This window comes from Secundilactobacillus muriivasis, assembly GCF_054785195.1.
In genome coordinates this window covers 17,781-30,666 of sequence record NZ_BAABMI010000006.1, presented here as the reverse complement: position 1 = coordinate 30,666, position 12,886 = coordinate 17,781, and the positions used below count along the sequence as shown (strand labels likewise).

The 12,886-nt window shown below is 46.3% G+C and carries 4 protein-coding genes; 2 read left to right on the top strand and 2 right to left on the bottom strand.

The window, feature by feature from the left end; genetic code table 11:
• Window positions 1-142 precede the first annotated feature (142 nt).
• Window positions 143-3,928, top strand: a complete 3,786-nt coding sequence (locus tag ACYVR3_RS01075; protein ID WP_461242766.1) for a KxYKxGKxW signal peptide domain-containing protein — start codon at window positions 143-145, stop codon at window positions 3,926-3,928.
• Between the two features lie 177 nt (window positions 3,929-4,105).
• On the opposite strand, the gene ACYVR3_RS01070 is transcribed toward ACYVR3_RS01075, so the two are convergent.
• On the bottom strand, window positions 4,106-8,641 hold the full coding sequence (locus tag ACYVR3_RS01070) for a mucin-binding protein (protein ID WP_461242765.1): 4,536 nt from the start codon (window positions 8,639-8,641) through the stop codon (window positions 4,106-4,108).
• 300 nt (window positions 8,642-8,941) lie between these two features.
• Complete coding sequence (gene yicI / locus ACYVR3_RS01065; RefSeq protein WP_057151762.1) at window positions 8,942-11,221, bottom strand: alpha-xylosidase; 2,280 nt, start codon at window positions 11,219-11,221, stop codon at window positions 8,942-8,944.
• A 256-nt stretch (window positions 11,222-11,477) separates the two neighbouring features.
• Between yicI and ACYVR3_RS01060 the strand changes: the two genes are divergently transcribed.
• Complete coding sequence (locus tag ACYVR3_RS01060; RefSeq protein ID WP_461242764.1) at window positions 11,478-12,881, top strand: MFS transporter; 1,404 nt, start codon at window positions 11,478-11,480, stop codon at window positions 12,879-12,881.
• Window positions 12,882-12,886: the final 5 nt, after the last annotated feature.

Sequence of the window (12,886 nt, the reverse complement as noted above, 5' to 3'; positions counted from 1 at the left end):
TAAGTATAATAGCGGTGATACCCAATGTGATATATAGGATGTAAATTTAAATATAAACAGGGTAATTTAATGATTATTTAATATGAAGATATGTTTTAGCTTAACAAACGCATAGGAGTCCGATAGCAAAGGGGGAAGCTAAATGAAACGCAATAAGCAGCGGCAAGATATTAAGAAAAATAATAGCAAATCCCGCTATAAAATGTTCAAGAGCGGCAAGCATTGGGCATACGCAGCAATTTCGACGTTTACCGGTTTTATGGGGCTAACGGCGACTTTTTCTGCTACAACGAAAGCGTCCGCTGATACAACGACTACCGGTAAAACGGTGAGTCAAGAGGTTGATGATGGGCAGGTGCTGGCAACGCAGTCCAAGACCACGATTCCAGCAACGTCAACCGTTAACTCAACCTCAACGAGTACCTGTGAAGTTGATAGTGGTGTGGATAGCACTACGGAAAGTACCACAACGAGTACAACTGAAAGTAACAGCGATAGTGAAAGTACCACGACCAGTACGACTGATAGTACGACCACGAGTGACAGTAGTAGTGATAGTGAGACGCAATCGGCTAGTGGTGTGGATAGTCAAACCACAAGCACGACGACTAGTACCACCGATAGTGGCACCAGTAGCGACACCGCCAGCACAACTAACAGCGATACGGCGAGCGCAACGAGTAGTGACACGACTTCGGCATCAACTAAAAACAGTCAGTCAACGGCAAGTACGGATGAGGCCTCAACTAAGGCCGATTCAACAAGTGACTTGTCGAGTGGCTTAAGTACGGCCTTATCAGCAAATGCAACGAGTACTAAAGCGGTGGCTTCAACTGATTTAACTGACAGTCTTGGTTTTACAGGAGCTACTGCAGTGACGGTGACAGATTCGGGCACGTTAACGGTTGGCCTGAAGGGTGATGCCGAATTAACGGCCACTCAACTAGCCCAACTGAGCGATTACATTAAAGCGAATAACGTGAGCCAAATCGTGATCAGTAGTGTTGCGTCGAGTACTTCGAGCAACGTGAATGGTACTACTACGGATACTGGCGACACTATGAGTAGTAAAGAACTGGGTTCTGCGTTGTATCATTTGACGGGAACCCCGGTTCAAATTTCATCAATTGCGGGTGAAGCGAGTGCCATTTCGTTTGTGAAGGACTTTACGACGACGCAGACAGAAGGACAAGTTTCTGTTGGTTGGAGCAACGTTTACGTGAATAGTGATACGGGTGAAGTTGTCCAGTTTACGACGAGCTCTCAGTTACAAGTAACGATTAATTCGGGCGGGTACGCCGGAATGGCAGTCAACATTTCGAAGGTTAACAATATATTTGATACTCCAGGTACAACTATCTCAGTTCCAGGTGTCGATGTATTGATCAGTAACCAGTTAGCAGCTGGGCAAACCCAAGTTACGTATTCAGTCGCAGATACACAGACAATTATTAGTGCAATGCAAGCTGCTAACAAGGTGGTTAACCCGGACACCGGGACGGCGTTTGATGGCACTGTTTATACAGTTGGTGATATTGTGGTCAGTTCGCCATCGCTTAGTGTGTTTGGGGCAGTTGTTCAGACTAATGCATTTGATCAAGCGTTGGATTCAACTGTTAGTTCGACTACTGATTCACCAACAACTGCTGATACCGATTCAGCAACAACCTCGGATACTACTTCAACAACGACCAATGTATCAAACGAAACGTCGTTGTCCAACGCCTACAGTGCTTCCAATTCTGCTAAAGATTCCACAACGCTCTCACTTTCTAACGTAGAAAGTCTATCTAAATCAGCTGTTGCATCAACGAGCAATTCTAACTCCAAGCAAGTTAGTGATTCTAGTAGTCGCTCACGCAGTGATGTTATGTCGAGAAGTATATCGACTAATGTATATACGAGCGGATCTATTTCACTTAGTAAAGAAAATAGTACAAATGCATCCAAATCGGCTTCACTCAGCACAAAGAATTCAAGCTCGTTATCAACGAAACTTTCGGCAAGCAGTTCAACCAGTGCTTCAACAAGTGGATCGCTTAGTGCCAATCTCTCAACGAGTGCTTCTTTAAGTGCAAATATCTCGAAGGTAGATTCAGTTAATGCATCAACCTCAGCTAGTTTATCCGACATTGCGTCAACGAGTGCTTCGGATTCGGATTTAATTAAGGACTCATTGAGTAATTCAACCAAGGATTCATTAAGCGGGTCTGCAAGTGATTCAACTAAAGATTCATTGAGCAACTCGACCTCTACCAGTGTTTCAAATGAAGCCTTAGTTTCAGCAAGTGAGTCACTTAGTAATTCTAGCAGCACGTTCGAAAGTCAGCTTACGAGCTTAAAAGATTCCACATCAAAATCGTTACATGATTCCGGAAGTGCGTCTACGAGTGATTCAGTTAGCACATCATTGCAAAATTCGCAGTCGACATCGATGTCGGACTTTGTTTCAAACAGTGAGTCAGTCAGTGATTCAATTTTAGACAGTCAATCAACCTCGGTTTCGAATAGTGAGTCAGTAAGTGGTTCGGTTTCAAATAGTGAATTGGTAAGTGGCTCCGTTTCCGATAGCGAATCGGTCAGCGGTTCGGCATCTAACAGTGAATCGATATCTGGCTCGGTTTCAAATAGTGAATCAGTGAGCGGTTCGGTATCTAACAGTGAATCGGTATCTGGATCTATTTCAAATAGCGAGTCAGTGAGTGGCTCAGTTTCGAATAGCGAATCGGTATCCGGTTCGATCTCTAACAGTGAATCAGTAAGCGGTTCAGTATCTGATAGCGAATCAGTATCTGGTTCCGTCTCCAACAGTGAATCGGTCAGTGGTTCCATCTCAGATAGCGAATCAGTGAGTGAGTCAGCTTCAATCTCCGATAGTGAATCAGTATCCGGTTCCGTTTCCGACAGCGAATCGGTCAGCGGTTCGGTCTCCGATAGTGAGTCAATATCTGGTTCCGTTTCGGATAGCGAATCGGTAAGTGGTTCAGTTTCCGATAGTGAGTCAGTATCTGGCTCGGTTTCTGATAGTGAATCGGTAAGTGGTTCCATCTCCGACAGCGAATCGGTTTCAACATCCGACTCTGCGTCTGAGAGCTTATCTGCATCAAGATCACGGGCAGCCAATTTATCACGATCGACTTCGATTTCTGACAGCAATTCGATATCTGATAACTTATCGACGTCAACCTCAACATCGGCTAGTGAATCACTTTCTGATGTCAACTCGATTTCTATTTCAGACAGTGCATCCGAATCGCTTTCCACTAGTGCATCAATTTCGGAAAGTACCTTCATATCAGCTTCCGTTTCAGCTAGTGAGTCATCGTCACGGTTGATGTCTGAAAGTCTAGTTTCATCAGACTCCGATGTGGTTACGACTTCTGATTCGACTGGCTTATCAACCTCAGAATCAACGAGATTGAGCGATAGCGAGTCAACATCAAACGATGACGTAATCGTTAGTGATTCTAGCAATGACACTGCTGTGAGCGGCTCAGAAAGCACGACTACTGGTAAATCCGACAGTGCTTCAAATAGCACAGCCGAACACGGAACGTCGGACAGCGGTACGGAGGACGACACGATTATTACCGATTCAGCAAATGATACAATCATCACTGATTCGGCAAATGATCAAGTTGATAACCTTTCCGTTGAAAATGAGCAGCATGCGCACGGTGTACATTTGGATGCGACGGCCTTGAATCAGGAGGAAACAAATACGGCTTCTGATCAGGCGCAGGCCTCGTCTAAGAGCGATACCAATGCAACTCAGACAACTAACCAGAGTGGTGAGAAACTGCCTCAAACGGACGAAACAACGTCACCAGTGGCACCTGTCACCGGTTTGGCAGCATTAGGGTTAGCGTTCTTGAGACTGTTTGGCTTCAAGCGCAAGAAGAAGGATGATGGCGACGGTGACAAATAAACGTTAGCCAGATTCAACAAAAGCACGACCTTCCCGTAAAGTAGGGGAGGTCGTGTTTTTTGCGTTGTCGTAATAGTTGGTTGAAATTTAGCGGTGACCATTTGAAAAAAATGCCACACAAAAAATACCATGCCTAAAAATTCAAGGCATGGTATTTTTCAATAGCTCAGACTAAACCTATTCTTTCCGTCTAGGTTTCCGCGCTAGGCCAAATACACTCATTAAGCCTAGTAGTGACATTCCAATCATAGTAGTAGCTTGTGTCTTGGTTTCGTTAGTTTGTGGCAGGTGAGCAGTTGACGAAGCTTGCTTAGCAGCACCAGTTTGAGTCGTTATCGTTGGCTCACTTGATGTCGTTGCAACACCTTTGGCGAATTGCCCATCGACACGGGTAGGCTGAGAATTATCGTTAGTTGTAACGGTGCCATTATCAGGCTCATCCGTAGTTGTTGAGTCAGTCTCAGGAACCGTGGTTGCGTCACCGTTTTCTGGTGTGGTAGCCGTACTATTCTCACTAGGTGCAGTGGTTGTTGAGCCACCGTTAGTGCTGGTAGTATCATTGTCGGCCGGTGCAGTGGTCGTTTCGCCATTGTCAGAGCCAGTGGCTGAATCACCGTTACTAGGTGTCGTCGTACCACCGTTGTCGGGATCAGTTGTTGAACCACCGTTATCAGGTGTCGTTGTGCCGCCATTGTCAGGATCAGTTGTTGAACCACCATCACCTGGGTCAGTCGTCGCGTTCTTGGTGTAGGTAACGGTCACCGTTGTATTTTCCGGTGTCGTTGCCAGTGCCCCGACTGCCGCTTGAGCGACCGTAGTTTGGTTGGCGGTATAGCCAGTCTGGGTTGGCACTTGGACTTCATAGTAAGCGTCCTGTGGCGTATAAACGGTCTCGCCAGTTGCATCGCTTGTCACAGTTTTGTACGTAATCGTTTGAACAACTGGTGAAATACCGTTATCGGTACCGTCTGTATTTACAAAGTTGATTGTCCGCGTTGAGGTCGTTGTGCCATACGTGTAGGTTGGCGTGTAAGTGACCGTCACGGTTGAATTGGTTGGTGCCATATTGGTTGCGCCAACGGCTTCTTGGGCAATTACTTTTTGATCTGCAACGTAACCGTCTTGAGGCGAAACATGGTATTCATAGTAAGCGCCTTGTGGCGTGTAAATGGTTTCGCCAGTAACAGCGTTCGTAACCGTCTTGTAGATGATGGTTTGAACGACCGGCGCCTGTGAATTAGTCGTGCCATCCGCGTTGGCAAAGTTGATCGTCCGTGTGGAAGTGGCGGTACCGTAAGTTGAAGTTGGGTCGTACGTCACCGTTAACGTAGTATTGGCAGGAGCAGCGATGCTAGCACCAACGGCTTGTTGTGAAATCGTTGTGGTTTGAGGCGTATAGTTTGCTTGAGTTGGCACTGTAACTTCGTAATAGGCACCGGTTGGGGTGTAAACTGTTTCGCCAGTGGCCTCCTTAGTCGCCGTCTTGTAGGTGATGGTTTGGACGATTGGGTCAACACTGGTAGTACCATCGCTGTTCACGAAGTTAATGGTCCGCGTTGAGGTCGCTGTGCCATACGTGTAAGTTGGTGTGTAGGTAACCGTCACGTTTGAATTAGTTGGTGCCACATTGGTTGCGCCAACGGCTTCTTGCGCAATCACCTGTTTGTCAGCAGCGTAGCCTGTTTGAGATGCAACTTGATATTGATAGTAAGCCCCTTGTGGTGTGTAAACGGTCTCGCCAGTAACGGCGTTCGTGACCGTCTTATAGGTAATCGTTTGAACGACCGGTGCCTGTGAATTAGTCGTGCCATCCGCGTTGACGAAGTTGATCGTCCGCGTTGAAGTGGCGGTGCCGTAAGTTGAAGTTGGGTCGTACGTTACTGTTACCGTGGTGTTGGTAGGGGCAGTAGTGCTAGCACCAACGGCTTGTTGTGCTACAGTCGCTTGTTGAGGCGTATAGTTTGTTTGCGTTGGCACTGAAACTTCATAGTAGGCGCCAGCCGGCGTGTAGACCGTTTCACCAGTGGCATCCTTAGTTGCCGTCTTGTAGGTAATGGTTTGAACGATTGGCGCAGCACTGGCGGTTGTGCCATCGCTATTGACGAAATTGATTGTCCGTGTTGAGGTGGCTGAGCCGTACGTGTACGTTGGCTGATAATTTACCGTGATCGTTGAATCGGCTGGCATTACGTTTGTTGCACCGAGCGCTTGTTGTGCGATGGTGTCCGTGTCAGCCTTGTAGCCTGCCTCAACGGGAACTTGAGCCTCGTAGTAGGCATTTTGAACCGTATAAACGGTTTCACCAGTGAGTTGATTCGTCGTGGTTTTGTAGGTAGCCATTTGCGTCACTGGTGTGTTGGTATTCGTTGTGCCATCGTCGTTCACAAAGTTAATGGTTCGCGTCGTCGTGTAGGTACCGTACGTGATTTTTGGATCAACGGTGACCGTGGCCTGTTTCGTGACTGTTACGGCGTCTGAAATGGCGAGACTGTACGTAACGGTGTATTGGCCTGGTTTTGTGACTGAATATGTGCCATCGCCGTTATCTTTAAGAACGCCATCTGGATCGCTAAGGGTTGCAGTGACGTCACTAGCGCCAACCGTGTAGTAGTTGGATGGACCAACACCATCAAGATTATCAGTTAGCTTGATGGTGGTGTCCTTAGTTGCTTGAACGGTTGAATCGTGAGTGTTCAGAACTTTGATGACTGCGAAAATACCGCCGGAGTTAGTTCCACCCGCTATGACTTTGATGGTCCCATCCGTTGAATCATGAACGACTGCGGGGCCATTGAGGGTGTCAAACATGTAGCCGTCCATCGGGGTTCCATCGGCGTTCAACTCTACGGTATAGCCATTTTGAGCCAAAATCGCTTGGAGTTTAGCTAATTTAAGATAGAAGAAACCACCGTAATAAAGCGTGGTGTCAGCTGCAGTCCCATCGAAATAGTTGCCATTGTTAGAAACTAAAACGTCAGCTTTATCGATTTGTGGCATCAAGTTGAATAAGTCACTACCAACCAGGGTGTACGATCCATCAGCATTAACATAAATTGGTGAGTAGGGACCATCTAGTTGAAGGCCATAGGGCATCGTTAGGCTTAGATTACTTTGAATGTCGCCAGTATAATCACCAACCCCGTTGAAGGCAAAAGCACCTGTTGCGGCGTTCACATCGGTAGAAATTAAATCAGTTTTGTCTTGGTTAACGTAATCCAGTGGTAAGTTGATTTGATAGGATGTCTGTGCTGCCAACGTCCCACGCACTTGAAAGGCGAGCAACTGATCCCACGTAAAATCAGGATGCTGTGCCAGCATATCCGACATACTTAAATATTTACCAGATTCCACCGAATACATAATTGAAACGTCACTCGGAAAGGCATCCGTAAACGTACTTTCGTTGACTTGAGTGGCATCAACGGTAAATAAATTGGTAGCGTTATTGTAATTAGGAGAATAAAGTTTTGGTAACATGAAAAAGACATTAGTTGCGTTGTAATCATCGGTGTTGTTAGCTAGTGAAAAGCCTGCGGTAATGGTATTCGGATCTTCGACAGTCACGTCAAAGTAAGCAAAGCCGTTAACTGGAATATCATTGACGCCGTCTGAAGTCTGAGTGGCATCTGAACTTACCTTGCTATTCCCGAAAGTGGTCCCAATAGTGACAGTACCATCAGCCGCTGGCATCGTCTGCGTTGCCACATCAGCATACGCACTTGCATCAGGCTGAATCAAGCCATTAGGACTTAAATACAACGTATGCGTATCCGCATACCGACCGTCCGTACCAGCCGCAATCAAGTTTTGATTCCAGGTCACATCATACGTTTGTCCAGCCGCAATCGTGCCTTTTAGCTCAACGGCGACTAAGGTGGCGACTTGATCATCCGTTAGTTGATCAGCAGCAATGTTATATTGGCCGCCCTTTTGTGAGAAGGTTGCCGTAAATCCAGTCGGTAAACTAGCAACAACTTCGGCAGCGGTCATGTTGGTTTCAAAATGCGGGTCAATTTTACCATCAGCGATATCCGACGTGTAATCGGCGTATGGCGTAATCAAATAAACTGCACCAGTGGTGATGTCAGTCGTACTAGTGTTACCGAACGTAAAATGCGATTGAATGTTTTGCGCCGATGCCGAAACGGTCGAGTATGATTTATCGTTACCATCTGAACTGATACTTTGCGTCACATCACCATCGCCATTTTCAGCAGTCCAGTAGGCGCCAACGGTGACGCCGTTACTACCGGCTTCGGTTGCAACAGTGCCGTCAGTAGACTTCGTTGCCTCACCTGAATTCCGGTCAATGATCGCTGGTTGGGACTGCGCATTACCCACGTATTTAGGCGTAGTTTGTGTGTCTGCTGCTTGTGGCGCTGAAGTCGGTGTGGCCGTAGTGGTTGCTGCTGTAGGATCAGTTGATGTCGTTGAATCAACTGGTACTTCAGCCGGTGTTACCGGTTGAGTAGCCGTGTTATCGACAGTTCCGCTGTTATCAGCCGATGAACTCGAGCCGCCAAGTGTCGCGGTCGTTCCAGACGTGGTGTCAGTGGCTCCCGTAGCCGTTACACCGGTATCTGTGTTATCTGCGTGTGCGGTTACCCCAGTACCCGTTACGATTCCCAGTCCTAACGTGGCAACGGTAATCGCCGCAAAAACCCAAGTACGCCCGTCCTTATACATCTTGTAGTGTACTTTTTCATTTGTCATATGAATGCTCCCCTTGCGCATTATTTGTAGAATCCTCCAAAGATCCGGCCAGTTAGTCGTTACTATAAAACTGAAAAAGTAACGATTATGGTTACTAATAGTATATAGCTTTATCATTGGTTTGTCGTTTGATTTGTCTAGAAAATGGCAAACTATTTTAGTTGATGATTATGCTGAAGTAAGGGGGCAAATAACGATACTTTGGTGGTAATGCGAAAAGGGGAGAACTGCACAAACTTATCAGGAGACACAAAAAAAGTGGTTCCTCTCACAGGAAGAACCACTTTTTAAAATCAGATATTAAAGGTTAAATTCACCAGATTGGCCATCAAGTTTGAATTCCTTAACAGCACCGTCAGCGTGGACGTAAACCTTTGAGCTACCCTTGAGACCGTCAGCCTTAACCGTCACAGTGTTGCCTTGACGAGTAGCTGAAACGTTCCCAGCAGCCTTACCCTTTTGATCAACAACGCGAGTCGTGGCAGTTGCACCGTCAGCGAGTTCGTAGATGTTGATGTCAGGAGCGTCAGTGTAATCGTATTGCGCGTGCTTAGCGTTAGGGTTCCGTAACAGGATGCTGTTTTCGCGAGCCAAAACAGGCAAGGTCAACATATCGTAGTTTTCGGAGAACCATTCACCGGTAGCCACGTCGTACGTCTTTTCAGTCAAGATGTTAGTCCAACGACCTGCTGGCAAGTAGTAACGAACGTCGCCTTCAGCGTTGAAGATTGGGGCAACCAACAACTTGCTACCTAACATGTATTGTTGTTCAAGGTGGTAAGTGTTGCGATCGTTAGCGTATTCCAAGAAGAGGGGACGCATGAGAGGCGTACCAGTCTCACTGGTGTTAACCGCTTCATCGAAGAGGTATGGCATCAATGACAACTTCAAGTCAACGAACTTACGAGTGTTGTCGACAGCTTCTTCATCAAAGACCCACGGCACCTTGTACTGGCCACTACCATGGTAACGGGAGTGGGAACTCAGTAAGCCAAATTGGGTCCAACGCTTGTACAGATCAGGCGTTGCTTGTTCTTCGAACCCACTGATATCGTGAGCCCAGAAGCCAAAGCCAGAAAGCAAGAATGACAAGCCACCACGAAGGGAGTCAGCCATTGACTTGTAACGGCTCAAGCAGTCGCCACCCCAGTGAACTGGGAACTTTTGTGAACCGGCAGTTGCTGAACGAGCAAATACCGTCGCTTGGTCGGCGCCTTTTTCTTGTTGAATCAGGCTGAAGACCGTTTCGTTGTACTGGTAAGTGTAGTAGTTGTGTTCGCGCTTTGGATCAGAGCCATCGAAGAAGACAGCATCGTCAACGGGAATCCGTTCACCAAAGTCGGTCTTGAAGCAGTCAACACCCATGTCAAGCAGGGCCTTTAACTTGCTTTGGTACCACTTAACGGCGTCTGGGTTAGTGAAGTCGACGAAGCCGTTGCCAGCTTGCCAGAGATCCCATTGCCAAACCGTACCGTTCTTACGCTTGATGAAGTAACCATTATCGCGGCCTTCCTTAAAGAGGACGGACTTTTGAGCGATGTATGGGTTGATCCAGACACAGACTTTGATGCCGCGGTCGTGGATCTTCTTGATCAAACCTTCTGGATCTGGGAATTGATCGCGATCCCAGAGCAATGTGCACCATTCAAACCCTTTTTGCCAGTAGCAGTCAAAGTGGAAGACGTCTAGCGGAATGTTGCGTTCTGCCATGCCATCGATAAACTTCAAAACGGTTTCTTCACTGTAATCAGTGGTGAATGAAGTTGATAACCAGAGGCCGAATGACCATGCTGGTGGCAAGGAAACCTTACCAGTCAGGCGGGTGTACTTGTTAAGCACTTCTTTAGGGGTAGGGCCATCAATGACGAAGTATTGAAGTGATTCGCCTTCGATACTGAATTGCGTCCGGTCAACGTTTTCAGAAGCCACTTCAAACGAAACGGTTTCAGGTTGGTTAACAAATACCCCGTAGCCTTCGCTACTTAAGTAGAATGGAATGTTCTTGTAAGCTTGTTCGCTACCAGTCCCACCATCTTTGTTGACAACGTCAACAGTTTGGCCGTTCTTTACAAGGGAACCAAAGCGTTCGCCTAAGCCGTAAATTAACTCATCAACACCCATGGAAAGTTGTTCACGCATGTAGTGTTTGCCAGTTGACTTATCTAAGATGACGCCTTCAGCCTTTTCCATCGACTTAGTAATGGTCTTGCCATCGTGCAAGAAGTCGAGTTCGAAGTGGCCTTTGTATGGGGCTTTAACGGTCAATGAACCAGAAGTTAAGGAAACTTCTGAATCGGTCGTTTTGATATCGATGTTTGGTTGTTCATTTTCCAATTGATACGAAGGACCATTCTGTTCTTGATCAAAGTGGATTAACTTAACACCGATAACGCCTTCCATAGGAGACGTTAACTCGATCGTTGACATCCCGAGGTTAAGTTGATCGCCACGTTCGTTGATATACTTGAATGGGGCGTATAACGTTAACTTATCGTCGGTCTTATCAAATTCATAGACTTCTTTTGGTGACTGAATCTCATATTGAGGTCGGTCTAGCCAGTAACCATCAGTAAACTTCATTCAAAAAGCACCTCTTAAATTTGGTATTTAGAAATTGAATTTATTAATTATCACGATTAGTGTAAATTGAAACCGCTGTTTTGTCAACGCTTTCAAGAATTTTTATTTTGTAATAAACCGGTTTCTTCATTATATAGACGGTATTTGACGTTAATTGACTTTTAAAATAATCTTGACAATCGAAAGCGGTTACAGTAGGATTTCCTTTAGAAAGTTGAATTTATTAATCATCCAATACAAACACGAGGTGTTGATTATGAGTCAAAATGTCTCAAATCCGTCCGATGTGCCAGCTGATCAAAAGAATCAGGTCGCATGGAAGGAACGTTTCTCCTATAGTTTATCCGATTTCGCATGTAACTTGTCCTTCCAAATGGTTGGGACGTACCTAATGATCTTCTACACCGATACTTTCGGTATCAGTGCGGCAGCCGTTGGGACTTTGTTCTTAGTTGCTCGGATCGTCGATGCGTTTGATGGTCCATTCTGGGGAATCATGATTGACCATACGCATACCAAGTGGGGCAAGAGTCGGCCGTACTGGTTATGGTTCTCGATTCCGTTTGCCGTCTTCTGTGTGTTAGTGTTCACCACACCAAACTTGAGTTTAACGGGTAAGTTGATTTGGGCTTACGTGACTTACATTGGTGTTGATATTCTCTACTCAGCGGTTAACATTCCCATTACTTCAATTTTGCCATCATTAACAAGTAACCCACAAGAACGGGTCACGTTATCAACGATTCGTCAATTTATGGGAACTGCTGGGGCCACAATCATCACTGGGATCACTTTAGGGATGGTTGCCTTCTTCGGCGGCGGTTCAACCACTAGCGCTCACGGCTGGTTTATCTGGGCGTTGATCGTTGGGGTTATCGTTGTCATTCTCTTCGGAATCGTGTTCAAGAACACGCACGAACGGGTTCAAACCAAGAGCTCTCGTCAATCAATTCCAATTAAGGAATCTTTGAAAGCGCTTCGTAAGAACTGGCCATGGGCCATCATCATCTTCATCAACTTCATTTACTGGTTGGGGATGCAAACCCGTTCACAAGTTACGGTTTATTTCTTCAAGTACAACATGCACGATGCAAGTATCGCTTCATTAGTTTTGAGTTTGCAATTAGTTGCCTTGGTTGCCGTTGTTTTGACGCCAGCCACTGCTAAGATTATCGGTAAGCGTAACACCATGTTAGGTGGGATGATCCTCGCCTGTGTTGGTCAATTACTCTTGAGCTTAGGTGCTTCACACTTGAGCGTTGGCATGATCATCTTCGCTACAATCGTGGGTTACTTAGGTACTGGTTATGTTTCAGGCTTGATCGCCGTTATGTTGGCCGATGCCGTGGATTACGGCGAATGGGTCAACGGTGTCCGGGCTGAAGGGATCGTTACCTCATTCTCAAGTTTCTCAGCTAAACTTGGGATGGGTATCGGCGGTGCCATCACCGGTGCTATCTTGGCTTCATCAGGTTATGTTGCTAACCACACCCAAACCGCTTCCGCTCTTCATGGGATCGAAATGAACTACATTTGGGTACCATTACTTGGATTTGCTCTTTCAGCAATTGCATTATTGTTCTATCATGTAGATGGAATCGAAAAGAAGATGCAAGGCGACTTGGCTGCAAAGCACGCTAAGGAAAACGCTGAAGGCTAAATTTA

Bases quoted from the DNA above. Each gene is read 5' to 3' on its own strand.
- ACYVR3_RS01075 (WP_461242766.1), top strand. From the start codon at position 143: ATGAAACGCAATAAGCAGCGGCAAGATATTAAGAAAAATAATAGCAAA.
- ACYVR3_RS01070 (WP_461242765.1), bottom strand. From the start codon at position 8,641: ATGACAAATGAAAAAGTACACTACAAGATGTATAAGGACGGGCGTACT.
- yicI (WP_057151762.1), bottom strand. From the start codon at position 11,221: ATGAAGTTTACTGATGGTTACTGGCTAGACCGACCTCAATATGAGATT.
- ACYVR3_RS01060 (WP_461242764.1), top strand. From the start codon at position 11,478: ATGAGTCAAAATGTCTCAAATCCGTCCGATGTGCCAGCTGATCAAAAG.